The 24,670-nt window shown below is 69.7% G+C and carries 22 protein-coding genes and 1 pseudogene; 12 read left to right on the plus strand and 11 right to left on the minus strand.

Going from position 1 to position 24,670, the window contains the following annotated elements; translation table 11 throughout:
• Positions 1-34 precede the first annotated feature (34 nt).
• The 3 genes from QP090_RS18935 to QP090_RS18945 form a co-directional block, all read right to left on the minus strand.
• A complete protein-coding gene (locus tag QP090_RS18935) occupies positions 35-349 on the minus strand; it encodes a hypothetical protein (RefSeq protein WP_285940310.1) in 315 nt (104 codons plus the stop codon).
• A 276-nt stretch (positions 350-625) separates the two neighbouring features.
• Positions 626-817, minus strand: coding sequence for a hypothetical protein (locus tag QP090_RS18940; protein ID WP_285940311.1), 192 nt, complete (start codon positions 815-817; stop codon positions 626-628).
• Between the two features lie 325 nt (positions 818-1,142).
• A complete protein-coding gene (locus QP090_RS18945) occupies positions 1,143-2,438 on the minus strand; it encodes a helix-turn-helix transcriptional regulator (protein ID WP_285940312.1) in 1,296 nt (431 codons plus the stop codon).
• A 186-nt stretch (positions 2,439-2,624) separates the two neighbouring features.
• On the opposite strand from QP090_RS18945, the gene QP090_RS18950 reads away from it, so the two are divergent.
• The 3 genes from QP090_RS18950 (at position 2,625) to QP090_RS18960 (ending at position 4,359) form a co-directional block, all read left to right on the plus strand.
• Positions 2,625-2,825 (plus strand): hypothetical protein, encoded by a 201-nt coding sequence (locus QP090_RS18950; RefSeq protein WP_285940313.1) that lies wholly within the window; start codon positions 2,625-2,627, stop codon positions 2,823-2,825.
• A gap of 3 nt (positions 2,826-2,828) precedes the next feature.
• The gene (locus tag QP090_RS18955; RefSeq protein WP_285940314.1) at positions 2,829-3,524 is read left to right on the plus strand and encodes an MvdC/MvdD family ATP grasp protein; all 696 of its coding nucleotides are present in this window, start codon (positions 2,829-2,831) and stop codon (positions 3,522-3,524) included.
• 301 nt (positions 3,525-3,825) lie between these two features.
• Complete coding sequence (locus tag QP090_RS18960) at positions 3,826-4,359, plus strand: GNAT family N-acetyltransferase (RefSeq protein ID WP_285940315.1); 534 nt, start codon at positions 3,826-3,828, stop codon at positions 4,357-4,359.
• A gap of 128 nt (positions 4,360-4,487) precedes the next feature.
• Here QP090_RS18960 and QP090_RS18965 read toward each other — a convergent pair whose 3' ends face one another.
• Positions 4,488-4,691 (minus strand): hypothetical protein, encoded by a 204-nt coding sequence (locus QP090_RS18965; RefSeq protein WP_285940316.1) that lies wholly within the window; start codon positions 4,689-4,691, stop codon positions 4,488-4,490.
• A 197-nt stretch (positions 4,692-4,888) separates the two neighbouring features.
• Positions 4,889-5,398: a hypothetical protein gene (locus QP090_RS18970; protein WP_285940317.1), complete on the minus strand. Its 510-nt coding sequence runs from the start codon at positions 5,396-5,398 to the stop codon at positions 4,889-4,891.
• Positions 5,399-5,620: 222 nt separating this feature from the next.
• Between QP090_RS18970 and QP090_RS18975 the strand changes: the two genes are divergently transcribed.
• Entirely contained in the window at positions 5,621-6,805 is a 1,185-nt protein-coding gene (locus QP090_RS18975; protein WP_285940318.1) for an NsdA family TPR-like regulatory protein, read from the plus strand.
• A gap of 77 nt (positions 6,806-6,882) precedes the next feature.
• Here QP090_RS18975 and QP090_RS18980 read toward each other — a convergent pair whose 3' ends face one another.
• Positions 6,883-7,374, minus strand: coding sequence for a DUF4352 domain-containing protein (locus QP090_RS18980; RefSeq protein ID WP_285940319.1), 492 nt, complete (start codon positions 7,372-7,374; stop codon positions 6,883-6,885).
• A 598-nt stretch (positions 7,375-7,972) separates the two neighbouring features.
• On the opposite strand from QP090_RS18980, the gene QP090_RS18985 reads away from it, so the two are divergent.
• From QP090_RS18985 to QP090_RS19015, 8 genes are all read left to right on the plus strand, one after another.
• Positions 7,973-8,332, plus strand: a complete 360-nt coding sequence (locus tag QP090_RS18985) for a hypothetical protein (protein ID WP_285940320.1) — start codon at positions 7,973-7,975, stop codon at positions 8,330-8,332.
• A 28-nt stretch (positions 8,333-8,360) separates the two neighbouring features.
• Complete coding sequence (locus tag QP090_RS37675) at positions 8,361-8,588, plus strand: hypothetical protein (protein ID WP_432763070.1); 228 nt, start codon at positions 8,361-8,363, stop codon at positions 8,586-8,588.
• A 175-nt stretch (positions 8,589-8,763) separates the two neighbouring features.
• Positions 8,764-11,661: an ATP-binding protein gene (locus tag QP090_RS18990; RefSeq protein ID WP_285940321.1), complete on the plus strand. Its 2,898-nt coding sequence runs from the start codon at positions 8,764-8,766 to the stop codon at positions 11,659-11,661.
• A gap of 232 nt (positions 11,662-11,893) precedes the next feature.
• Positions 11,894-14,347: a hypothetical protein gene (locus tag QP090_RS18995; RefSeq protein WP_285940323.1), complete on the plus strand. Its 2,454-nt coding sequence runs from the start codon at positions 11,894-11,896 to the stop codon at positions 14,345-14,347.
• A 53-nt stretch (positions 14,348-14,400) separates the two neighbouring features.
• Positions 14,401-15,627: a S53 family peptidase gene (locus tag QP090_RS19000; RefSeq protein ID WP_285940324.1), complete on the plus strand. Its 1,227-nt coding sequence runs from the start codon at positions 14,401-14,403 to the stop codon at positions 15,625-15,627.
• 9 nt (positions 15,628-15,636) lie between these two features.
• Positions 15,637-16,827: a beta propeller repeat protein gene (locus QP090_RS19005; protein ID WP_285940326.1), complete on the plus strand. Its 1,191-nt coding sequence runs from the start codon at positions 15,637-15,639 to the stop codon at positions 16,825-16,827.
• A 26-nt stretch (positions 16,828-16,853) separates the two neighbouring features.
• Entirely contained in the window at positions 16,854-19,361 is a 2,508-nt protein-coding gene (locus tag QP090_RS19010) for a S8 family serine peptidase (RefSeq protein WP_285940328.1), read from the plus strand.
• Between the two features lie 540 nt (positions 19,362-19,901).
• Positions 19,902-20,294, plus strand: a complete 393-nt coding sequence (locus QP090_RS19015; protein ID WP_285940329.1) for a DUF6221 family protein — start codon at positions 19,902-19,904, stop codon at positions 20,292-20,294.
• Between the two features lie 77 nt (positions 20,295-20,371).
• On the opposite strand, the gene QP090_RS37680 is transcribed toward QP090_RS19015, so the two are convergent.
• The 5 genes and pseudogenes from QP090_RS37680 to QP090_RS19035 form a co-directional block, all read right to left on the minus strand.
• Complete coding sequence (locus tag QP090_RS37680; protein WP_432763057.1) at positions 20,372-20,956, minus strand: SMI1/KNR4 family protein; 585 nt, start codon at positions 20,954-20,956, stop codon at positions 20,372-20,374.
• A gap of 306 nt (positions 20,957-21,262) precedes the next feature.
• Positions 21,263-22,361: pseudogene (locus QP090_RS19020) on the minus strand (IS701 family transposase); the annotation flags it as partial.
• Between the two features lie 218 nt (positions 22,362-22,579).
• Positions 22,580-23,452, minus strand: a complete 873-nt coding sequence (locus QP090_RS19025; protein ID WP_285940330.1) for a WD40 repeat domain-containing protein — start codon at positions 23,450-23,452, stop codon at positions 22,580-22,582.
• 10 nt (positions 23,453-23,462) lie between these two features.
• The gene (locus QP090_RS19030; RefSeq protein WP_285940331.1) at positions 23,463-23,729 is read right to left on the minus strand and encodes a hypothetical protein; all 267 of its coding nucleotides are present in this window, start codon (positions 23,727-23,729) and stop codon (positions 23,463-23,465) included.
• 429 nt (positions 23,730-24,158) lie between these two features.
• Positions 24,159-24,665 carry an integrase core domain-containing protein gene (locus QP090_RS19035; RefSeq protein ID WP_285940332.1) on the minus strand — a complete coding sequence of 169 codons (507 nt, stop codon included), beginning with the start codon at positions 24,663-24,665 and terminating at the stop codon, positions 24,159-24,161.
• Positions 24,666-24,670: the final 5 nt, after the last annotated feature.

Raw genomic sequence — 24,670 nt, forward strand, 5'->3', positions numbered from 1 at the left:
CAAGCCCACATCACCTATCTGCGTTTCCCGAGAGTCAGGCGCCCGGGGCGCGGACCTGCCGGCAGTCCTCGCCCCGAACCCACAGGGAACCTTCGGCCCAGCCGCTCCGGCAGTGGAACGCCTTCCGGGTGTCGCGGTCGACGATGACGAAGTCCTGGATCGGGCCCCAGTGCTCGTTCCCGCAGTCACGCCCGAACACGGTGGGGAGTTCTGCTTCTACCAGCGCGCAGCGGATGACCCTCGGGGCGCGTGCCTCGGCGGCCTGTGCGGAGGGGGCGACGGGGACGGTCAGGGTGAGCGCCGCGGCGGCGGCCACGGCCAGACCGGTGAACGCGGTACGGGTGATCACGGGTGATCCCCTTTCTGCGGCCTCGGGATTGCACTCCCATAAATCTCACCGTTCACACCCATTCAACTACTCTTAGTCTCGGCCACTTGGGTTCGCCACCTGTGGTGAGCGGTGCCGGTCGGTGCGGCGTGGGCGTCCATCACGCCCCGGCAGCCTGACCCGGTCGGCGGGCGTCTGAGCAGCAAAAACCGCCACACCCTTCTGGAGGGTGTGGCGGTTTTCGTCATGCCTGAGTTGCGAGCGCGCGCCGACTTTGCGGCGGCACGGCCGGTCGCGCTAGCCGATGACCGTGTAGCCGTCGTACGCTCCGCCGACGCAGACTCCGAAGTAATCGTTGACGCCGCCGCCGATCCTGCATTCCAGGGCAGTGACTGTCCGGTACGGAATGGTCGGTGCCGCAGTGGCCGGTACCGCAGTGATCACGGTCGCGATCACAGCCGCGATCGAGGCGATGAGGATACGTCTCATGATCAACGCTCTCCTTGGTGATGCTCAGTGGCTGGGTGCAACGTGGAGTCGTTCAGCCGTTGTGGGTCGGCGACGTTCGCAGACCCCAGGGGAGGCGGCCCATGTCGCCTGTGGACGGGGTGGGCACACAGCCAGCCCGCTGGACTGGCGATGTGCCACTGCATTCGCCGGTCGGTCAGGCCCGGGTGCTGAAGTCGTCGCACAGCCGGGTGAGGCCCCAGTGGTAGATGGTGCAACTGCCGGCCTGGTAGATCGGCGCTTCCGAGGGCACCAGGTTCAGGGCGGTGATGTCGAGGGCACCGGCGTCGCGGGGCTCGTTGCCGCGTTACCGCCTTCTCAGGAGGGCGGTCAGCTCCCGCGCGCCCGCCACGCGGCCATGACGCGCCACGACCTGCTGCGCCATCGCACGGATCGCAGGCCGGTCACGCACCTCCCCGGCCGCCTCACGCGACGCGGCCAGCAGCCGCTGCGCCGTCTGTTCGGGGCGGCCTCGCAGCCACCACGCCCGCGCCATGTCCGTGTGCAGCCGGGCGCGCCTCTCCGGCGTGGCGAACATCGCGGGCTTGAGCTCGTGGCCCACGGCCAGAGCCTTCTCGGGGTCGCCCAACGCCCAATGAACGCTGACCTCATACAGTGCGACCTGGGGGCTGTCGATCCTGGTCCGTCGACCAAGGGCAGGAGTGCCTTGGGGGAGCGAGCGTGCCGCGGCCCGCGCGTCCTGAATCATGTCCAGGGCTCGGTTATCCCCGGCCTGCGCCGTGTTGTAGGCGCTGGTGCACAGCATCTGGGCATACGCGGCAGCATGCTCTGGGGTGGGCAGCCCAGCGGCGTGGATCCGCTCGGCCGCCTGCAATGTGACCTGCTCGGCGATGCGGGGCCGGTCTTCGTGCCGCAGCACGACGCCGAGGGTCCGCGCCGCTGCAGCCTGAGCCAGGACGTCCTCTGAACGGGCGGCGAACAGCGTTGCCCGATCGGCCGTGATGCGAGACTGCGGGCCCATACCGATCTTGTTGAGGGCCTCGGCGGCGAGATCATAGGCCGACGCGACCAGCACATACCCGGCTCGGTCGTCGCTCTGCTCGGCGGCCTGGTGCGCGGCGGCGAGCAACTCGGGCAGACTCCGTACGAGGGCGCTTAGATCACCGGTGTCCCATCTCCGGCGGGCTCGTGTGAGGAGCGACGCGATCCGCTGTGGTGTCGCCGCGCCCTGCACCTCGGGGAGGACTGCCAGCGCGTCGTCGACTTGGAGGAGAGCGGACATTGGGACGGCGAGGCCAGCGGCGGCGAGCAGTGAGCGACGGTGCATGGGATCATCCTCCGGGGCTGCGGCCACAGACGCCACCACCGTAACTGCCGGGCACTGTCCGATCCCTACAAGCTGGGCGAATACCTCGGCCGGGATCTCCAAACGGTTGGCCACGACCCGCGCTTTCACAAGGTCTCGGGTCGCTGCGCTGGTCTCCAGGCGGGAGATCGTGGACCGGGAGTACCCCACCGCCTGCCCGAGATCGGCTTGCCGCCAGCCCTGATGTTCGCGGGCCATGCGGATCACCCCGCCGAGATCCCGTGCATCGACCAGGGCTTGCACTACAGGCGACTGCCAGAAGTGCTCTGAAGACATCACGCCTCACTTAGGGCGCGCGAGGGTCATCCCCACGGTACGCGTGACGATGCCGCTCCCCACAGTGATGTGCAGAATCTGCACACGGGTGCAAGTCCTGCACACGATCACGGATTCGGGTCACTCCCGCGGTGCACTGGGCTCGACGGTGCCACCGCAGGCGCCGCGGACACCCAGGAGGTCCCCATGACCCCGTACGGGCTCATCCATCAGCAGTCGCTCGACCCGGCGTTCACCACCCCGCCGCCGAACCTGACGTACTGCCCGGTCCGGCAGCAGACCCTCGCCAACGGGGTCCCGTTGGCCGCGCAGCCCGACCTGCTGCAGGCGTACTCGGTCACGTGGGGCACCACCGACAAGGACAACAAGACCGACGCGGGCGGCTGACCCGTGAACCGCGGCGCGGTGCTGATCCTCACCGACACCGAAGACCACACCACCGACCTCATCGTCCACGCCCTACAGGAGCGTGACGCGCATGTCGTCCGCCTCGATCCCGGCGCCGGACCGCTCAACATCGACGCCCGCCTCGAGGAAGGCCGGTGGGTGGGCGAGGTCGGGGACCAGCACCGTGCCGCGCGGCTCACCGATGTGGTGTCGGTGCTCTGGCGCTGGCCGGGAACACCATCAGGTCATCCCGCGATCACCAGCCAGGCAGCGCGGGCGTGGGCGGCACGCGAGGACGCCCTCTCGATCCTGGGAGTGCTGCGGACGCTGCCGGTCAGGTGGATCAACCACCCGGCGAGGATCAGCGTCGCCAACGACAAACCAGACCAGCTACTGACCGCCCAGGCGTGCGGGCTCGCCGTGCCCCCGACGCTGATCACCAGCAGCGGCGTTACGGCACGGGAGTGGATCCGGCGCAGGCCGGCTGGCGCCCGCGTGCTGTACAAGGCACAGCACGCCCAGGGCGCCGACCCCGACGCGATGGTCACCGCGGGGATCGCGGAGGCGGCCTCGGTCCCCGACCTGCTCGCCGCGGCGTCGTGCTTCCAGGAGGTCATCCCCGGCCGGTCGATACGGCTCACGGTCGTTGGACCGAAGATGTTCGCCGTGGAGATCTCCGGCACCGACCTGCTCGACTAGCGGCCGGTCCAAGACCGCCTCACCTTCACCCCCGTCCCGATCCCCGCCCGGATCGCGGCCGCCGCAGCCGCCTACCTTCACCGGTACGGACTGGAGTACGGAGCATTCGACTTCATCGCCGGCCCGGACGGGTGGGTGTTCCTCGAATGCAATCCGTCCGGAATGTTCGGGTTCGTCGAGCTCCAGTCGGGCCTACAGATCACTGCCGCGTTCGCTGACCTGCTGCTCACTGTCGGGCAACGAATAGCTGATGCGACTCGGAATCATGCCCGTCCGATGAAACAGTGAGGGAATGGCGACTATGACGACGGTACGGACGTTCTTTGCCCCGCACACCCGCCTCCGCGAGCCCTTCCTGGACGCGCAGCGGGACTACGCCGCCGTTGACGGCTGGCCGGACGCCGACGGCCTCACCCGCCACGACCTGGAAGCCGGCGACTTCACGTACCTGTCGGAGAACCTTCGCCAGGGGACCTTCCCGCGCCCTGGCGTGCGCCCCGGCACCGCCGGCATGGAGTCATGGTGGTGCGAGACCAGCACTGACGGCCAGCCCGAGATGCTCGGCCGCCTCTGCATTCGGCACTACCTCGTCCCGGTCCTCCACCACGTCGGCGGACAGGTCTGGTTCTCGATCCGGCCGTCCCGTCGCGGCGAGGGCCTCGGCGCCGAGCTGCTGCGGGACGCTCTGCCGCGTATCCGCGCCCACGTCGAACGCCCCACCCTCATCGTTGCCGTGAGCAACACTGCTGCTCGGATCACGATCGAGCGCGTCGGCGGAGAACGTGTGTGGGAGCGGCACGGGCGGGTCGCCTACGAGCTGGAGACTCAGGGTTAGCAGGCGGGCTGGCCAGGCCCCACGGTATGCGAGAGCCCCGCTCACCTCGGGTGGGCGGGGCATTTCGCGCGCTGCATCGGATGGTGCCGCGGCCCCGGGCGCGCGCCGTCAACCCGGGGCCGCGGAGTTTATCGGTTGACCAGCCGTTCGGCCGCGATCAGCCGAGGGTCGCCGTCCTCGTCGGGGGCGATGAAGAACTTGCGGACCCGGCCGTCGGGGGCGACGCCGCGCCACCACCCGCCCGCTTCGCGCAGCAGCGTCCCGGCGATCTGGTCGTCCTGGTCGCGGAGGAAGTAGACGCCGTCAGCGCCGCTCAGCCGGTATTCCGTCATCGCTGCCTCCCTCAAGCGCGGCCGGTGCTCCCCCAAGCGGCGGGGGTGTGGAGCACCGGCCGCGCGATCCCCCACCCGGCCGGACGGATTCCCCAGTCCGCCGACCGGGCATCGGGCCGCACGACCCCCGCGCGGGCCGTGCGACATCGGGCGGGCACGGGGGGTTGCTCCCCGGAATGGTTCCGCCGCGCCCACGTTCATCGGTGGGCCCGCAGCTTGGACCGCAGTGCCTCGGGGCTGCTGGCGGACAGGTCGGAGTCGCGGTTCAGGATGGTGCTCGTCGGTGCGCCGCGGCTCGCCCACCACCGGCGCCCGTCCTCGGTCTCGGTGTCGGTGATGGTCCAGTCAGGGAACTCCGCGCGGACCTCGGCCACCGCCCGCTCCGCGCTCGCGGCGGCGCCGGCATGCGCGTCCCCGCCCCGCCGCAACGCACCCTTCACCGTCGTGATCGCCTCGAACGGCCTGTCAGCCTCACACAGCCAGATCCCACCCGCCCACGTAAACCACCACCGGTCCCAATCACCGTCCCGCCGACGGCAATCGAGCCGGACACCCCGGCCGTCCGGCCCGTCCGCCACCCGAAGCAGCCCACTCTTGATCTCGGCCGTGAAGCCCTGGCCGCGGAACGCGACCCCAAGGCTTGCCAGGAGGGCGGGACCGTCGGGCTCGGGTAGCTCCGCCGTGTCGTCTGAGCGAGTCGTGATCATCGTGACCGTCCTGTGCGATGCGGGTTGTGATCCGGTCACGCTCAGCGAACACCCCGCGTAGGGTCGCCCGACAGGTGACAATGACGGAGAAGGGCCCGGACACGACCCTGTCCGGGGTTGCCCGGTCAGCGAATGGTGCACGCAATGACCGATCGACTACGGCCTCCGTGGGCTGCTCGGCTACGGGCAGAACGGACGGCACGCAGATGGTCCCAACCAGACATGGCCCGTGAACTCCACAAGGCGAACGGCTCGCCGTACCCGCCGCTGGAGTCCCTCGTACGGCAGATCCGAGGCTGGGAACGAGGAGATCACCGGCCCGACGAACGAACCCGCGGCCTGTACGCCGCCGCGTTCGACACCCCGGAGATCGACCTGTTCGACATCCCCCGCGACATCGACGACCTCTCCGCGGCCGTGCTGTTCGGCGTTGTCGAGACCCGGGGCGAACGCGGACGCCCGGTCGGCGCCGACTACGTCCAGACGATCCGCGAGACGAACCAGCACCTGATCAGCCTGGACAGCCTGTACGGCGGAAACGATCTCCTACCGCTCAGCCTGCGAATCTTCCGGGCCGCGCACGCCAAGCTCGCCACCGGCCACCACGAACGAGCCATCGAACGCGACCTGGAGGCAGCGACCGGCGAGACCGCCGAGGTGACCTCGTGGATCGCCCATGACGCGGACAAGCAGCACACCGCGCGGCAGGTCATCCACGAGGCGCTCCTCCTGTCGCGCCTGGCCGGCGACCGCAGCATGGAGCTTTTCAACATGTCGCACCTCGCCCTGCTGGCGCTGCACCTGAGGCGATCCCGGGAGGCGCTCAGGCTCTGCGAGGACATGCAGGACGACCAGCGGATGCCGCCGCGCGTCCACGCCCTGTTCGACCTGCGGCGCGCGCGGGCGCTGGCCCAGATGGGCGACCGACCCGCCGCGTTCGCCGCCCTCGACCACGCCACCGGCGCCGTAACCGCGAGCATCACCGCCCGCGACCCGAAATGGACGTGGTGGCTCGACGGGGCCGAGCTCGCCTGGCATCGCGGGATGCTCCACGTGGAGCTCGGCGAGTGGGACCCGGCGATCACGGCTATCACCGAGTCGGCGTCCGGCCGGACGAACGCCCGCCGGCGGGCGTCCACGCGGACCCGCGCCCGGTACAACGATCTGGCCCAACTGCTGGAGGTGCTGGTTCACATAGAGGCGTGGAACGAGGCCGAGCCGGTGCTGATCGAGGTGCTCGACCAGGCCGCGGAGGTCGGCTCGGCGCGGACGACCAACATCCTCACGGGCGTGGTAGACGGCATCGTTCGGCGGCGCGGGCCGTCCGTGATCGTGGACGCAGCGATGGATCTGCGGCGCCTTCTCGACGTAGTCGACCCTGCCGACGATTCGGCAGGGCTACGCTGAGAAGCGCGTGCACCACACGCTTGACGCCCCGCCACCTCACCGCGTGTGAGGGGCGGGGCGTCGGTCTCGTTCGAGGGTCAGCCGGCGACTTCGGCGCGGGCCGCCTCGGAGAACAGCGGATTGGTCATCGCGACGATCTTCGGCACAAACTTGCCCGCACCGCACACCATGCCCTTGGCCTTCTCGCGCGGCGCGAGGGTGGTGGTGTCGATCTGGCCGTTCCCCGCGGCGGCAGTGATGTCGATCTCGTGCTTGGTGCCGCCGGTGTCGACGAGCGAGAAGTACATGGGGTTGACCTCCAGGTTCTTCGCGCTCTGGTTCAGGACGGTCACACGCACGCAGGAAAACGCGCCGCCAGTGTCGAGCGGGCCGGGCTTGTGTGCAGTGCGCACGGCAGCGAGCTTGATCCGCGTCGCCTTCTTCTTGCCACCGTTGCCTTTTACGGCGGCGCCCTTCTCCGCCGGCTGAACCGGCGTCGGCTCCTCCTCGAGGTTGCAGGCCGAGGTGAATCCGAGCACGGCCAGCAGGCCGATGATGATGACGCGGATGCGCATGAGGTCCCCTGTCATGACGTGACGGTGGCGGGAGGCATGGCCCTCTGAAGCGCGGGATGTGAGTGTGACGCACCGGGCGGTGCGGCCGTTGCCAGGGGCAGACGGCTGTCACCATCCGGTCATACTCCACACGCACTAGGAACGCACGCACGAGACGACTCTTGAAGATCATCACGCACCAGGCACGCACAGACGCGAAAAAGGCCGCTCTCCTCTGGCAAGGAAAACGGCCTTCTACCTGCGGGTGGGCGATACTGGGTTCGAACCAGTGACCTCTTCGGTGTGAACACGATCCGACCTCCCCAGCCCGAGCCGCTACACCACGTATTCCCAGCTCAGAGGATTACTTTGGCCTCCCATCGTCTCTCTTAGAGGGAGATCAAAGCCTTTCCGATCTCCCGCAACTGACGCGGCCGATCCGGGTTGAAGTTGCGGAGAGTAAGTTCAGATCGACCGAGGGATCGCAGTCGGGGTGGCAGGCGTACGCGGGACGTTCAGGCTTCTAACGACTTTGGACGGAGAGGAACGCGATCGCCCGGGGAAGGTCCACGACAAGATGGCCGTCAAAGTCCCCCCGGACTGAAGAGCTGTTGGTGTAGCAGCCGGGACTCGCATGGGGCGACGCGGCGATCGGCCAGGCTCCGCTGGTGCTGGTGCACCTGCGCCGCAACGACACCTTCGCCCCCTGGCGGCCGCGTTCGGGATCGGCGCGGCGACCGCGCACCGCTACATCACCGAGGTCATCGCGCTGCTGGCCGACCGGGCACCCGATCTGCGCGAGGCGATGCGGATCGCCCAGCGCAAGGCGTTTGTGATCCTGGACGGCACCCTCGCGCCGATCGGCCGCCTGTCCGGGCTCAACGACCGCCTGCACTGCAGCGGCAAGCATCACCGGCGCGGGATGAACATCCAGTTCCTGACCGACCCGAACGGCGAGCTGATCCGGGCCTCGTCGGCGCGGCCCGACACATGATCTGACCGCCGCCCGCACCCACGGCATCATCGACGCCCTCACCAGCCGCGCGATCGCCTGCTACGCCGACAATGCCTATGTCGGATCCGGCGGCGTGGTCGGCGCCCCCTACAAGCGGAAGAAGCGCCGGAAGCTGGGCAAACGCAAGAATCTGTTCAACCGGTACCACGCCAAGGTCCGCGCGCTCGGCGAACAGGCTCCGCGACGCTCAAGCGCTGGCACATCCTGCAGAAGACCCGCTGCTCACGCCGCCTGACCGCCATCGTCCAGGCCATCCTCACTCTTCACCACCGGGACAAATGAGGTAGGAATCAGCTCAGTGACATTTGGGATGTTCTGGGGTTGAATATCGGACAATTATCGCGGCCCCGGCGACCGGGGTACCCGGAGGCTGTTGCGGACCCGGGATCGGTGACGGGATCGCGCATCGGATGACGACTGGCGAGCGGGTGCTCTCACCGGTGCTGGTAGGACGGGACGAACACTTGGCTCGCCTCGTCATGGCCGTGACCCGACCGCCCGCGGTCGTGGTCGTCGAGGGCGAGGCGGGCATCGGAAAGTCCCGTCTGGTGGCCGAACTGGAGACCCGGCCTGAGGTCAGCGGCCGGCGCCTGTTGAGCGGCGCGTGCCGGAGCATCCGCGAGCCGTTCCCGCTCGGTCCGGTCGTCGAGGCACTCCGCGACACCCGCGAGCACCTGGCCCCGGACACCCTCTCACCAGTGGCGGGCGCGCTGCGGGGTCTGCTGCCCGAACTCGCCGACGTGCTGCCCGACCCACCGGAGCCGCTTGACGATCGCACGGCCGAGAAGTACCGGGTGTTTCGCGGGCTGTCGGAGGTCCTTTCCGCGCTCACCCCCGCGATCCTGGTGATCGAGGATCTGCACTGGGCGGATGAACAGACCACCGACTTTCTCTCCTACCTGCTGCCTGGCCCGCCGGACGGGCTGTCCGTGGTCCTCACGTTCCGGGAGGAGGAGGCCACGCCAACCCTGCGCACGGCGATCCTGCGGCCTTCGCCATCGGTCACGTACGCGCGGCTCGTGCTGGAACCGCTGGACGCGCGGCAGACCGGACGGCTGGCGGCGGCGATCCTGGCCGCCGGCGAGCTGACCGAGGAGTTCGCCGCCCACCTGTGCGAACGGGCGTCCGGACTGCCGCTGGCCATCCAGGAACTGCTGGCGCTGCTCAAAGCGCGCGGCCACCTGGTGCGGCGCCGGGGCGGCTGGGAGCGCCGCACGCTGGAGGAGCTCGACGTGCCCGTCGGCGTACGCGATCCGGTGCTCGAACGGTTCGCGCGGCTCTCGGACACGGCCCGCGCGGTCGCCGAGGCGGCGGCCGTGCTTCAGGTCCCGGTGCCGATCCCGGTCCTCGGCGCGACCTGCCTGCGGGGACCCGGCGACGCGCTGGACGAGATCCTCGAATCCGGCATGCTCCAGGCACGGGACGGAAGGATCGCGTTCCGGCATGTGCTCGCCTCGCAGGCGGTGTACGAGAGCATCCCGCTGTCACGCGCTCAGAAGCTGCACGCCGCCGCGGCGACCGCGCTGCGGACGCTGCGGCCGATCCCGCTCGGCCAGGTCGCCCACCACCTGCGGCGCGCCGATCGCGTCGACGAGTGGGTGGAGGCCGCCGAACGCGCCGCGGGCCAGGCCACGGAGCTGGGCGACGACGCCGAGGCCGTCCGTCTCCTGGAGGAGGTGCTGCGAACGGCGCCGCTGGAACCGGTACGGCGGGCCGAGCTCGCGGTGCGGTTGGGCTGGGCGGTCCATCGCGTCCTCCGGGTTCCGGACGTGTCCCACCTGATCGAAGGCGCGCTCGATGGTGACCTTCCCCGGATGCTCCGCGGGGAGCTCCGGTTTCTCCTCGCCCTGCACTACCACGTGGTCCGGGCGGATCCGGCCAGCCGGCACCAAGCGCTCGTCGCGGCGGTCGAGGACCTGGACGGACGTCCGGACCTGGCCGCCTGGACGATGGTCGCGCTCGGGATCCCGACCCTCACCGATGTGGCACCGGGCGAGCAACTCGCGTGGGTCGACCGCGCGCTCGCGTTGATCCCGAAGATCGGCAACCCGGATCTGCGGCTGTTCGTGACCGGCAAGGCCGCCATGCTCCTGGTGATCTATGGCGACCCGCGCTGGGCGGTGCTGATGGAGCGGCTGCTCGCCGAGACCGGCAGCAGTCCTGGCAGCTACCAGGAGGCGGACTCCTTCTACTCCATCGGGCTCGGCGGGTGCCTCGGCGGCCACTACGGCACCGCCCGGTCGATGCTGGCCGCCGCACGCGACTGGGCACGGGACCGGTCCGACGAGATGCTGTACCGATGCCGGGCCATCCTCGCGTTGATCTCGTTCTGTACCGGTTCCTGGTCCGAGCTGGACGAGGAGATCGCTGTCCTGCTCGACCGACTCAGCGCGCGCCCGACAGAACGGATCACGGTCGAGGCGGTCGCGGCCGGGCTCGCCGTGACACGCGGTGAGCCGGGCGCTTCCGATCGTGTACGGGACGTCATGGTGCGGGCGGCCGCGTCCGGCGAGATGGACCTGCTGCCACTCCCGGTCAGTGCCCTGCTGCGCTGTGAGGGTACGCGCGGCGACGTCGCGGCGGTGGTCGAGGAGACGGCCGCGCACGTGGCGTCGTGGGAGGCGATGGGCCTGTGGGCGCTGGGGGCACGCGCCGTTCCGGCATTCGTCGAGGCCCTTCTCGGCGCGGGTCGGGCCCGCGAGGCCACCGAACTGCTGAGCCGCTACGAGGCCGCGATGCGGGACCAGGACGCGCCGCTCGCCACCTCGGCGCTACGGCACGCCCGCGGCCACCTCGCGGCGGCGGCCGGGCAGCCGAGGGAGGCGGCGGCGCATCTCGTCGCCGCGGCGGAGTCCTATGACGGGCTGCCGGCCCCGTACGAGGCGGCGCAGGCGCGTGAGCAGGCCGCGGCCTGCCTGCTCGACGCCGGGGACGCCGACGGCGGCACCGTGCTGCGCGCGGCGATCGCGACGTATGAAGGGCTCGGCGTACGCAGAGATCTGGACCGTGCCACCCGCCTCGCGCGTCGCGGCGGTGTGGCACTGCCCGCCCGGCACCGGGGCGGCCACCAAGGGTACGGCGCGCAGCTGTCGCCGAGAGAACGACAGGTCGCGGACCTTGCCGCGTCCGGGCTGATGAACAAGGAGATCGCCCAGGAGCTGTTCGTCTCGGTGAAGACGGTCGAGGGGCACCTGCGGCTCGTGCTGCGCAAGCTGGGCCTGCGGTCCCGCACGGAACTGGCCCGGTATCAACGGTCGCCCGACACTCAAGGGTCGCCCGACACGGCGAACAAGGGTTTTCCCGGGTAGCTGTCCGCGTGGCCGGCGGCGATGGTGTGCGGCATGGCAGAAGCACATTCATCGCGAGATGAGCGGGGATCGGCGGCCGGTGACGAGTCGGACCGTGATCAGGATTCGGCCGGTCCGAGCCCGGCTCCCGTACCGGAGCCGGGCGAGCAGCCGCCGGACGACCCGTCCGATGGCTGGGTGAAGGCGTGAGCCGCACCCGGATCGGGGTCATCTCAGGGCAGTGGGAGGCGTTGTGTTCAGGTACCTGTTGACGGCCGCGAAACGCCCGCATCGGGCGGGTGCGGTCGGTGTGGCGCTCGCGCTGGTCGCCGGGTTGAGTACGTCCGCGGTCGCCGAAACCGCCGACGCGCCACGGGCACGCGCGCCGCGTCCCCCGGCCGTCGCCCAGCCGGCGAAACCGGCGCCGGGCGGGACGGTGACGCTGGTGACCGGCGACCGGGTGCGCGTGGACGCCGGACCGCGCGGTGCGCAGGCGCTGACCGTGCTCCCGCCCGCCGGTGGCAAGGACACCGCCGGTGGCGGGTTCGCCCAGTTCATCTTCCGCGGCGACCAGTACGTGATCCCCGCCGAGGCGGGCCCCTACCTCGGCCGGACGCTGGATCCGCGGCTGTTCAACGTCAGCTACCTGCTACGGGCGAAGCTGGACGACAGACGCACCGGCACGCTGCCGGTGCGCATCGAGGCCACCGCGGCCCGCGCCGAGGACCTGCCCGCGACGAGCGTCACCGGGACCGCCGGCGGCCATGCCAGGGCGAAGGTCGCCAAGAAGGACGCCGGCCGGCTCGGCCGCACCCTGGCCGAGCGTTGGCGCGGCGGCGCGGCGCACCCCGCCGGGATCGGCACCCTGCCCGGCATCGACCGGATCACCCTGGCGCCGCCGAAGGGCGCGCCCGCGCTGCCGGAGGCTCCGGCGCAGGCCGCGCCGCTGTCGGCGGCGACGAAGCCGACCGGCGTCCGCAACCACAACCTCACCGTCAACTCCATCGACTTCAACGGACAGCCGGGCAACATCATCGGCTGGGCGCACAACGTCGAGGACGCGAACGTCGGGTTCTTCCTGATGGACTTCCCCGGCCGGCAGCAGGCCACGTTCAGCGTGCCGGAGGGCACCTACGCCGTCGAGGCCACCGTGCTGACCGGGCCGGGCGACAAGCTGAGCTCGCCGATGGCGTTCGTGACCGAGCCCGAGTTCACCGTCAAAGCCGACACGACGGTCACGCTGGACGCGCGCAAGGCCGTCCCGTACCAGCCCACCGTGGACGATCCGGGCGCGCAGGGGCTGCAGCGGACGGACTCCCTGTGGTTCTCCCGTACGAGCGAGGCGGGCAACGGCAACGCCCTCCACCCCTTCGGCTTCACGGGGTTCGCGCTCATCCAGATGCGGCTCATCGCGTATCCCAGCAAGGGTTCCCCGATGATCTTCGCCACGCCGACGAGACCGGTCACCAAGGGCTCGTTCGATCTCGCGGCCTACACCTACCTCCGCGAGAACGTCGATACCGTACCCGAGCAGCCGACCTCCCTCCCCACCTACATGTTGGGCTTCTCGTTCCCCGGCGGGGTGCCGGCATCGATGTCCCCGAAGGTGCGGTCGGCCGACCTCACCACCCTGCACTCGAAGCTGTACCAGCGTCCGGGCACGACCGGCATGCCGCATCAGATGACGAGCGAGTTCTCGCTGCCGTGGACGATGGGCCGGAACTGGGCATGGGTCAAGCCCGGCGAGCGCACCGACTACGTGTACGGCAACACGCCCGACACCACGGTGTGGCAGCAGCGGGATCTCATCACCGATGACGGTGACTTCCAGAACGTCTGGGGCGAGCGCCGTAAGGTGCGGCCCGGCCAGGTGATCAGCGAGAAGTGGAACCAGGCGCCGCGGGTCTTCGCCGACACGCCGCTCTACCGGGTCTCACCTGCGGTGGGGTTCGGGACGTCGGACACGCTCGTGACCTCGGCGGTGGCGATGGACCGGATCTGCGCCGCCTGCCGCCAGGACAACATCGCGATGGTGAACCTCGGCCTCGGCTATTCGGAGCCCACCCATGTCAACGAGGCGTTCCCCCAGGTCGACAAGGACCTCGTGAGCGCGGAGTTCTACCGCGACGGCGCACTGGCCTTCACCACGACCAATGCGTCGACGTATCTGGGGCCGTCCGGGATGCCGCTCCCGCTGGTGCCGCGCGCGGCCACGTACCGGCTGAAGGCACGGCAGGAGTACGGCACGGACGCGCAGATGTCGGTCACCTCGGACTGGACGTTCCGGTCCGGACCGGCCGACACGGCGGCGACCCTGCCCGACAAGACGGACTGCACGCCGGACCCGTCGCGCGGCTGCTCGTTCCTGCCGATGCTGTTCATCCGGTACGGCGACCTCGGCCTCGACCTGAACTCCCAGGCGAAGGCGGGCGCCCCGCTCGACATCGCGTTCTCCGTGCGCCACCAGCAGTCCCAGCCGCCCCCGAGCGGTGTCACGGCCACCGTCGAGGTCTCCTACGACGACGGCGAGACGTGGAGCGAACCGCGGGACGCGGCGCGGCGCGGCGACGGCTCGTTCGCCACGACCGTCCAGCATCCGGCGCTGAGCGACCCGGCGCAGTACGTGTCGCTGCGGATCATCGCGCGCGACGACGCGGGCAACTCCGTCACCCAGACCAACAGCCGGGCCTACCGCCTCACCGACTGACCGCGGGCGTGCCGCCGCCATGCGGCGGCGGCACGTCCGAAGGGAGCTCCACCATGAACACCACCCCCCGAACCCGTCCCCCGCGCCTGCGCCGGGCCGCCGTGGCGATGGCGGCCGTCGCCGCCCTGGCCGGGTCCCCGCTCACCGTTCCCGCCGCCGCGCGCGCCCAGGTGTCACCGTCATCGCAACCGGCGTGCCCGGCAGCCGAGGCGGGCACCGCCGACTGCCTGCTACGCGTGATCACCACCGATGATGGCCGGCCCATGCGTCCCACCGACGTGCGGCCCACCGATTTCCCCGCCTACACTCCCGCCGACCTCCAGGCCGCCTACAACCTCCCGTCCGACTGGCTGGGCGGGGGCATGACGGTCGCGGTGGTGGCGCCGCTGGGCTACCCCGCCGCCGAGACGGACCTCGCGGCGTACCGCACCGGCAACGGCCTGGCACCCTGCACGACGGACTACGCCTGCTTCCGTAAGATCAACCAGCGTGGCGGCGACACTCCGCCGCCGGCCAGCACCGCCTGGTCGCTGAACGCCGCGACCGCGCTCGACATGGCCTCGGCCACCTGCCCGAACTGCAGGTTGCTGCTGGTCGAGGCGGACTCTGCGCGGTTCGCCGACCTTGGGGCGGCCGTCGACCAGGCCGTGGCCCAGGGCGCGCACGCCGTCGTCACCCCGTTCGGCGGCCCCGAGTACGACGGGCAGCGCGCGGACGCCGAGCACTACGACCACCCGGGCACGGCGATCGTCGCGCCGGCCGGGAGCAACGGGTTCGGCGGCGGGAGCACCGGCACGCAGACGATCCCGGCCGCCTACCCGTCGGTGATCGCGGTCGGCGGCACCACATTGTACCCCGACGACACCGCACGCGGCTGGTCCGAGCGGGCCTGGGAGCGCGCGGGTTCCGGCTGTTCCATCACCGAGGCGCGCCCGGCCTGGCAGAGGAAGGGGAGCTGCGGGAACCGCCGCACGGTGGCCGACGTCGCCGCGGTCGCCTCCACCGACAGCCCGGTCATCGTCTTCAACTCCGACCGCGGCGGCTCGCTGCTGACCGCCGGGACCCCGGTGGCCGCCGGCATCATCGGCGGCGTGTACGGGCTCGCCGGACACACCCTCCCCGCCTCGCCCGGCGCGCGCCTGTACAAGAGCGGCAAGTACCTCAACGACGTCACCGCCGGGACCAACGGCTCCTGTCTCGGCGGCTACCTGTGCACCGCGGGCCGGGGTTACGACGGCCCGACCGGCTTGGGCACCCCCAACGGCATCGCCGCCTTCTAGGAGACCACCATGCGAACCCGAACACGCGGCGCCGCCGCCCTGACCGCCGCGGCACTGACCGGCATCGCTCTGCTCACCACGTCCACCAGCGGAGTCGCCGCCGCCCGGCAGCGGCCCGCCTGCACCCCGTCCTGGTCCGAGGCGGCGCTGCCCGCTCCCAGCGGAGCCGGCTTCCCGACCGGCGTCGCCGCCTCGTCAACGCACAACGTCTGGTTCACCGGCACGCCGGCCGGCATGCCGTTGTTGCGCTGGGACGGCAAGACGATCGCCGCGGCCCCCCAGCAGCTTCCCGTCGTCGAGAACATCCAGCTCAACTCCACCTCGACAGCGTTGGACGCCACGGGCACCGGCTGGATGCTCACGCAGTCCTTCGGCGCCGGGAGCGAGGCCACCACCTCGTTCCAGCTGCGCGACGGCCGCTGGACGATGACGCCGAGCGCGGTCTCACCGGATCCGAAGCAGCGCGGTGTCCTGCTGTGGGACGTGGCCTCCCTGTCCGCCAGTGACGCGTGGTCGGTCGGCCGCTTCTACAAACCGGAGAAAGGCGCGGGCCCGGGCTTCGCCAAGCCCACGGGAGCGCTCATCGAGCACTGGGACGGCGCTGAATGGACGATCGTGGACAATCCACTCGACGAGGCGCCGGGTGCCGAACTCCGCGCCGTCACCGCGATCTCCCCGACCGACATCTGGGCGGTCGGCTACCGCGAGGACGGTGACGGTGACATAGCGCCGCTCACAATGCATTACGACGGGCGGAAGTGGGCCGAGACGCCCGCAGCGAGCACGTCCGCGGTGCTCACCGCGGTTTCCGCGTCCGATACCGGCGACGTGTGGGCGGTCGGCACCCTGATGGGTGGCGGGCAGGTGTCGATGCACTGGGACGGCCGCACATGGAGCCTGGTCGACGGTATCGCCGATGGCTCCCTCGCCGATCTGCGTGCCGTGTACGCCGCCGCCCCCGGCGACGTGTGGGCGGTCGGGACCGGCACGAACGGGGTCAACCAACTGCTCCACGGGAACGGCAGCACCTGGCAGGACGCCACCCCGCCCGCCATGCGCCAGTCCGGAACGGACTTCCACCTCAGCGACATCACCGGCACCGGCCCGGATGAGACGTGGGTCGTCGGCGGCTACGACGTCGGCGACGGCTCCCACCGGCCGAGGCCGCTCGCCTACCACCGGTCCTGCGGGGGGTCCTGACCATGCGACGGTTCCGTCTCCGACTGATGGCCTGCCTGTCACTGGTGTCGACGTGCGTCCTGGCCGCCGCGCTGCTCACCGCCGCACCCGCCCGGACCGCCTCGGCCGACCCGCGACCGGCGCCCGCGGCCAAGCCGAAGATCGCACGCGCGGTGCTGGACCGGTTCGCCGCCGGCGCGACGTCGGACCTCTGGGTGCGGCTGGCCGCCGGCACCGACCTGTCCGGCCCGGCAAAGATCAAGAACCGGAAGGCGCGCGGCAACGCCGTCGTGGACGACCTGAAGGCCACGGCAACGCGGACCCAGGGTCCGGTCCGCACGCTGCTCCGATCCGCGGGCCTGCGCAGCGAGGCGTTCTGGGCGACCAACGCGATCTACGTGAAGGGCGCTACGGAAGCCGCCGCGCGCAAGCTCGCCGCGATGCCCGAGGTGACGGAGATCCGTGCTTCGCGGACGTACAGGCTACCCGAACCCGCGGCAGCCAAACCATCCAATATCGCGCCGAACGGCCTGGAATGGGGCATCGGCAACATCAACGCCGATGACGTCTGGGCGCAGACGGGGCGCCGCGGCGAGGACGTCGTGGTGGCCAGCATCGACACGGGTGCCCAGTACGACCACCCCGCCCTGGTGAAGCAGTACCGCGGCAACAACGGCGACGGCACGTTCACGCACGACTACAACTGGTTCGACACCTCCGGCACCTGCTCGTCCGCCGCGCCCTGCGACAAGAACGGACACGGCACCCACACGATGGGCACCATGGCCGGTGACGACGGCCAGGGCAACCAGATCGGCGTCGCCCCGGGCGTCAAGTGGATCGAGGCCAACGGCTGCGCCACCTGCTCGGACGTGGACCTGCTCAAGGCGTCCCAGTGGATGCTCGCGCCCACCGACCTGTCCGGCCGGAACCCGGACGTGTCCAGACGGCCGGACATCGTGAACAACTCCTGGGGCTCGGACGTGCCGACCGACGAGCCGCTGTTCGAGGACATCCAGGAGGCGTGGGCCGCCTCCGGCATCTTCGGGGTGTGGTCCAACGGCAACAGCGGCCCTGACTGCAAGACCTCGGGAACGCCCGGGAGCCGGACGCTGAACTACTCCGTCGGCGCGTACGACAGCGCCAACCGCATCGCCCCGTTCTCCAGCCGAGGTCCCGGCCAGGGCGGGGAGCTCAAGCCGAACATCTCCGCGCCCGGCGTGAACGTGCGCTCGGCCTTGCCCGGCGGAGCGTACGGGCTCAACAACGGTACGTCCATGGCGGCCCCGCACGTCGCCGGCGCGATCGCGCTGCTGTGGTCGACCCGTCCGGAGTACGCGCGGGACATCGCGGGAACGCGCGCGCTGCTCGATCTCTCCGCGGTCGACACGGCCGACGCCCAATGCGGCGGATCGGCCACCAACAACAACGTCTACGGCGAGGGCCGCCTCGACGCCCTCCGGCTCGTCGACGACGCGGCGGCCGGGATCGGCACGGTCACCGGTACCGTCACCGACGCCGGCACCGGTGAGCCGGTCGCGGGCGCCACCATCACCGCGACGGGCCAGACGGAGCGGACCGCCAAGACCGGCGCCGACGGCACCTACGACCTTCGCACGCTCGGCGGCGACTACACGGTCACGACGCAGGCGTTCGGGTACCGGCAGGACTCCGGCACCGTCACCGTCATCAAGAACGGCGCGGCGAGTCGTGACGTGACCTTGACGCCGACCCAGCGGGTGAACGTCACCGGCAAGGTCACCGACGGGTCCGGCCACGGCTGGGGGCTCGCGGCCAAGGTCACCGCGGACGACGGCGCCGGCCACACCTGGAGCGCCGACACCGACGCCGGCACCGGTGCATACACGCTCCCGCTGCTGCCGAACCTGGGCTACACCCTCACCTACACCGCCACCGAGAAGGGCTACACACCCGCCGCCCGGCAGCTCACCCTCGACGACACCGGCTCGACCGTCGACGTCGCACTCACCGTCACGCCGCTGTGCGAGGCCCGCGGCTACCAGGTCGATCGGGATGGCGTCACGAACACCTTCCCCAGCACGAACCGTCCGAAGGGCTGGACCGTCACCAACGAGAACCCTCGATTCCCCGGCTACGACCACAAGCCCGGCTGGGTCTTCAACAATCCCGGCGGCCGTACCAACAGCACCGGCGGCGATGGCGATTTCGCCATCGTCGATTCGCTCAGGTCCGGTGCGGGTCATGTCCAGGACACCTACCTGACCAGCCCGCAGATCGACATGACCGGACGCGAACACGCCACGCTCGAGTTCGGCAACGATCTGTCGCCCGCCACCAACTCCGTCGCAGCGGTGGACCTCAGCCTCGACGGTGGCACCACGTGGGCCAACGTCTGGATCAACAAGGGCTACCCCGGCATCCCCGGCCCGGCGCCGCAGGTGGTCGCCATCCCGCAGGCGACCGGGAAGGCAAACGTCAAGTTCCGGTTCCACTACCGGGGCCAGAACTCCGGCTGGTGGGCCGTTGACAACGCCTTCATCGGCGACCGCACCTGCACCCCCATAGCCGGATAACCGCACGGCCGACGGGCGTCGCGCCGGGGCCGAGCCGCCCCGGCGCGGCGCACCACGTCGTGCGGGGAGCCCGCCTGATCGCTGAGGCGGGCAGGAACCTCGGGCCGGGCTTTGGCGGTCCTCGCCGCACGGTCGAGGTCTCCGTCTCCGGTAGTGGCCAGTCGGCGGCGTGCATCGGCCGTCGCGGCGCCATCACCGTCCACGTCGATCCCGGCAGTCAGGTCGACGTGGGCGATGCCGCCGATCCGCGTCCGCCGCCCCGGGCAACGGTCAGACGACGCCGATCTACGAAAATCTGGGGCTCGCATCCCGGGCCAGATCCCTGCTCGCGCCGTCAGGGCCCGCCGCATCGAGATCGGGCCGTGCCAGGAGCAGGTCGACGGGAGCCGTGCGGCGGAAGGCTGTACGCAACCGTGCGCCGCGAGGACGACCCGAGGCCGAGCGTCATCCACTACGGCGGAACGTGCGGCACCAAGATGGGGGCGGAGATGTGTGGCCCAGGTTCGGGCAGACCTACCTTCGAGGCGAGAGGATGGCGGGATGAACGGTCTGGTGGAGTTCGTCAAGGCGCGGCTCGACGATGACGAACTGGTGGCGCAGGCGGCCCGGCTTGCATCGGCCGCGCCGTGGCGGTTGACGTCCGAGCACGGCTTCGACGGTGCCGAGCCGGTTGAGTACAAGGTCCTACGTGACAACGACGGGTTGTCAATCGCCGACGATCGCACCAACCTGACAGCCGAGGACCTGACACACATCGCCCACCATGAGCCGGCCCGCGCGCTCGCCGAGATTGAGGCCAAGCGGCGGCTGATCATCGAGCTGGACAGCTACGGCGGCCCGGAGACCACGGACGCCTATTACGTCGTCCTGCGCCACCTCGCCACCGTGTACGCCGACCACCCCGACTACCAAGACGACTGGCGGCTTTGGTGAGCATCGACCGGATGTTCACGCGGGACGCCGCCCGCATCCACAGGAAACTCGCCACGCTTACCACATGAGACATTCCCTTATTCAAGCGAACCGCAATGCACTAGCCGCGTGAGGAACTCGTCAAACGACTGCGCTACCCGCCGAGGGACGCGGTCTTCATCGATGTATGCGACGCCAGGTTCACCCTCGGAGCCACACTCGGAATAGTCAAGCATTACCGTGTCATGGCCAGCGGAAGGCGTATCACAAATCACCACACCGATTTCCGGATACTCCCACTCGGCGATCAAATGTGAACTTCCACCACCGGATGACGAGTCAATTCCCCAGGCTCCGCCGATTCCTCGAATCCCACTGATCTCGAAATGATCGTCAGCCCAGGAAGTCAAAAACGACGTTGGGTAGCAGCGATGTCGCGGGGTTCCTCCGTTTCGGAGGAGTAGCACCTCCACGTAGCTCCGAGGAAGGCGTACGCCAAGGTCCTCTTCGGCTCGACAGACCATGTCCCTGTCGAGCGGAGGCCCGGTATAGTAGTCGCTATCTTCGAAGAGCCCATCATCATAAACCAATATTGCGCCCGGCATGCCGCTGGCGGCGCTCCATCTTCGACAGGAGCGGCACGATCCGGCTGACACTGCCACTGAACAGTGTATGAGCCCCATCCATCCCTTAGTACTCCAGCCTCACTTAGTGACTTCGTTGAGTCTTCGCTGGTAGTGGCAGTGGCGTGCGCAGTGTTGGTGTCGTCTTCGGCGGTGTGACCAGGCCAGGATTGCTTGTTCGGAGGTTGCGGCTGGTTGGTGGTGGCCCACAGGTGCCGGATTTCTGGGACGGTCAACGCGGCCAGCCGATCGCCGGTTTCGGCTGGTGGGGAGGGCTTTGTCCGGCCGGGTGGCGGAGGTTGTCCACAGCCGGTGGGTCCCCTTTTGAGGGGCTTCGGCCCGATCGGCGCTGTGCGCGGTGGCCTCCTCGACGGCGTGGGCGGCCAGGACGGCGAGCCATGCGTGGGCGAGCATCGACAAGGTGATGTGCCGGTACCAGGCGTCATAGCGGCGGACCTCGTACTCATCGAGCCCGACCTCGTTCTTGGCGGCTTGGAAGCATTCCTCGATCGCCCAGCGGGATCCGGCCACCCGCACCAGCTCGGTCAGTGACGCCCCGTCCGGGGCGTAGCAGCGGTAGAACGCCAGCTTGCCATCGCCGATGGCGCGGCGGATCAGAAGCTGATGATCGGAACCGGCCTGGACCAGCGCCCAGTCATAGACGCGGGGTCCCTTTGCGCCCTGGCCGCAGCTGATGCGCTGCCAGGCACCCTGGGGCACCAGGGCGGCGAGCTGATCGGCGCGGCGCGCTCCAACCGCGGTCGACAGCCGGTGCGAGGCCGACACCGCCAGCACGTACCCGATGTGCTCGGCTTCCAGCCAGCCGCGCAGCTGCGGGTCCTGGCCGAACGCCTCGTCTCCGGTCACCCAGCCGAACGGCAACCGTCCGGCCGCCCGCGGCGTGGGCGCGTTGCAGCATGGCCCGCGCCAGCGCCGGCTTGGTCGCGAACGCCGTCGTCTCAGGGACTGCGGCCATCGCGCATCGCTGCGGGTCATTGGTCCAGGAGCGGGGCAGATATAACTCCCGGTCGATCAGCGCCCGCCCCAGGCCGCTGGCGTAGGCCAGGAACACCCCGAGCTGGCAGTTGTCGACCTTGCCGGAGGTACCGGTGTACTGACGCTGCACGCCCGCCGAGCACCGGCCCTTCTTGATGAACCCGGTGTCGTCCACGATCAGCACCCCGCCAGGCTCGCCGAGCCGCTCACCGACGTAATCGCGCAGGTCATCACGGACTAGATCTGCCTCCCACCGGTAGTGGTTCAGCAGCCGCTGCATCCCGTTCGGCGAAGCGTCGCCCACGTACTCGGCCAGCTGCCAGCCGTTCTTGCGCTCGGCCCTGCCCAGCAGCCCGAGAAGATACGCCCGCGCCCGGCGGCGCGGCTCCACCCGGCCGAACCGGCCCGCGATCCGCGCGAACAACTCCTCAAAACCCGCCCGCCACGCGCGCAGATCGGCCTCTGTCACCTCTACGCTGGCAGCCACGGCCACCGCGCTCTGTTGAGTCCATTCACACCTCACACAGTCCCGCGGTGGCCGCCTGCGTTCACGCCACCACGCGGCCCTGATTTCGTTCGCGAGAAGTGGCCGCGTTTGTTCGTGAGTTCTGACCGCGCTTGGGGGTCGGAGCCATGATCAATGTTTGTGAGAAGTGACCGCACTGTGGGCGGGCCGGGGGTGGGCGGTCAGGGTTGCTGGGTTGCGAGTTGTGAAGGGACGCGATCGCCGCCGGCCGTCATGATCCGGATGACCTCGACGTCGCCACCGGCGTCGCGGTCGCGCATGACCAGTGCGGCGAGCGTTGTGCCATCGGGCGACCAGGCCAATGTGCTGACGTCATGGCCCAGGTCGTGCGATGCGACCACGACCTCGTCCTCCAGCCGGACGACGGCGATCACGTACTCCTCCCCATCAGCGGAAGGAACGCCGTAAACGGCCAGGTGGCGGCCGTCCGGCGCCACAGCCAGAGTGGCCACCGCGGGCATCATTCGCAAGGTCTTCGTGAGGCGATCGGCCTCCGGCGGTTCGAGGAGGTAGACACCACCGTCCAGGGTCGCCGCGTACATACGGGTCTCGTCCGTGGTGAACGACACGGCTTCGAAGAGAAGGTCCGGCCCGGGCCGGTGGCGGCGCGGTCCCGTACCGTCCTCGATGAGGACCTCGATGCCCGCGTCGTATCCAAAGGTGGCGCGAACACGGCCCGCCCGGGACCGCCTGACCCCGGCCTCGGCCGACACCTCTACCGAGTCGCCGGTACGCGGGTCGAAGGCCACCTGCTCGATGGTGTCGTCGTCTGCGGCCGCGATCGTGACGATCGTACCGCCCGGCACCCACATCAGCCGCGGAAAAGCAAAGTTGACGGCCTCCGTTACGCGGCACACCTCGGCCCAGCCGGCGGTCTCGAACACCACCAGCGTTCCCTCATAGCTGATGGCCGCGAGCAGCCGGCCGTCGTCAGAGAAGGCGATACCGCACCCGAGGCCGTCCTCGGGGGAGAACGGAACGAGTTCGGCCGCAGGCGCCTGGATATCCGGAATGCCGGTGAGATCGAGAGACATGGCCGAGAATCTACCGGGTTGAATGGAGCTCAACGCGCGGATCGCCGAGTAGGAAGCCGCCGATGACCTGCGGCGGATCGGCTGTTGCGCGCACACCGGCGGGGAGCACTTCGCGCTGGAACAGTCGTTGCTGCAGCCGGTACCGGACGAGCTGTTTGAGGCCGGCCGGGTCTTCCATCCTCGAGTGGATGTCCGCCGATCCGAGATCTGTGTCCGTATGGGCCGCCATTCGGTGCCGGTCCGCCTGGCCGGCCGCATGGTCCGCGTCCTGCTGCACTCCTATGGTTGCTCGTCACATGTGACCGTGGACCCGGGCCCAGCATGATCATCAGCGCTGACGAGCTGCAGGTGAAGTCGCCCCCGCCTAGGCAGCGATCGGGTGCGGTCACAACTGGCGAACGCCACTTTCGCCGTGACGAGGGTGCGGTCGTCCGTCGCGAACATCTGCGGTCGGAAGGCACGAACAGAGCCATCAAGTCAGGAAACTGGCCGACCAGCTCACCATAGAATGCCCAAAGCGCAGGATGTTCGCGCCCAATACCGACACCACCTTCAACCATCGCTTCGTATTTTCATTCCGCTTCAGCAGGAGCAATCGAATACTCCTCCCACCAAAACCCAAGATCAAAGCTCACGAGATCGCTCCAGTAGGACCCCAGCCCATTCGGTGCAACCTTGCACTTGCCGAAAACTACGTCCGCGCAGGTCAAGCAGCATGTTCGTACTTGTTGAGGATTCCGTCCAGACGTCGCCTTCTTCGGATGTTCAGGTGGGCGATCTGGTCTGGTTCGGTGATCGTCGGAGGCAGCGGCTTCAGCGGGCGTGCGTTGGCGATGCCTTGGTGCGGGCGGTGTGCGTTGTAGAAGGTCTCGAACTCGCGGAGGACGTGGAGCAGGTGACGCTGGTTCCAGATCAGCGTGCGGTCCAGGAGCTCACGGCGGCAGGTCTGCACCCACCGCTCCATCACCGCGTTCATCCTCGGCATCCGTACCCCGGTCAGCACCACCTGGATGCTGGCATCGGCCAGGACAGCGTCGAACAGGTCAGGGAACTTGCCGTCCCGGTCGCGGATCAGGAATCCTGCCCGGCAGCCGGCGTCCTCAAGGTCCATAACCAGGTTCCGGGCCGTCTGCGTCACCCACGCTGCGTTCGGGTGAGCGGTGGCGCCCAGAACCCGGATGCGGCGGGTGTGATACTCGATGACCACCAGCACGTAGA

This window comes from Actinomadura xylanilytica (genome assembly GCF_030283145.1).
Lineage (GTDB): Bacteria > Actinomycetota > Actinomycetes > Streptosporangiales > Streptosporangiaceae > Spirillospora > Spirillospora xylanilytica.

Coding starts and splice junctions, on each gene's coding strand:
- QP090_RS18940 (WP_285940311.1), bottom strand. CDS start 817: ATGAGACGTATCCTCATCGCCTCGATCGCGGCTGTGATCGCGACCGTG.
- QP090_RS18945 (WP_285940312.1), bottom strand. CDS start 2,438: ATGTCTTCAGAGCACTTCTGGCAGTCGCCTGTAGTGCAAGCCCTGGTC.
- QP090_RS18950 (WP_285940313.1), top strand. CDS start 2,625: ATGACCCCGTACGGGCTCATCCATCAGCAGTCGCTCGACCCGGCGTTC.
- QP090_RS18960 (WP_285940315.1), top strand. CDS start 3,826: ATGACGACGGTACGGACGTTCTTTGCCCCGCACACCCGCCTCCGCGAG.
- QP090_RS18965 (WP_285940316.1), bottom strand. CDS start 4,691: ATGACGGAATACCGGCTGAGCGGCGCTGACGGCGTCTACTTCCTCCGC.
- QP090_RS18970 (WP_285940317.1), bottom strand. CDS start 5,398: ATGATCACGACTCGCTCAGACGACACGGCGGAGCTACCCGAGCCCGAC.
- QP090_RS18975 (WP_285940318.1), top strand. CDS start 5,621: ATGGCCCGTGAACTCCACAAGGCGAACGGCTCGCCGTACCCGCCGCTG.
- QP090_RS18980 (WP_285940319.1), bottom strand. CDS start 7,374: ATGACAGGGGACCTCATGCGCATCCGCGTCATCATCATCGGCCTGCTG.
- QP090_RS18985 (WP_285940320.1), top strand. CDS start 7,973: ATGGGGCGACGCGGCGATCGGCCAGGCTCCGCTGGTGCTGGTGCACCT.
- QP090_RS18990 (WP_285940321.1), top strand. CDS start 8,764: ATGACGACTGGCGAGCGGGTGCTCTCACCGGTGCTGGTAGGACGGGAC.
- QP090_RS19000 (WP_285940324.1), top strand. CDS start 14,401: ATGAACACCACCCCCCGAACCCGTCCCCCGCGCCTGCGCCGGGCCGCC.
- QP090_RS19005 (WP_285940326.1), top strand. CDS start 15,637: ATGCGAACCCGAACACGCGGCGCCGCCGCCCTGACCGCCGCGGCACTG.
- QP090_RS19010 (WP_285940328.1), top strand. CDS start 16,854: ATGGCCTGCCTGTCACTGGTGTCGACGTGCGTCCTGGCCGCCGCGCTG.
- QP090_RS19015 (WP_285940329.1), top strand. CDS start 19,902: ATGAACGGTCTGGTGGAGTTCGTCAAGGCGCGGCTCGACGATGACGAA.
- QP090_RS37680 (WP_432763057.1), bottom strand. CDS start 20,956: ATGGGGCTCATACACTGTTCAGTGGCAGTGTCAGCCGGATCGTGCCGC.
- QP090_RS19025 (WP_285940330.1), bottom strand. CDS start 23,452: ATGTCTCTCGATCTCACCGGCATTCCGGATATCCAGGCGCCTGCGGCC.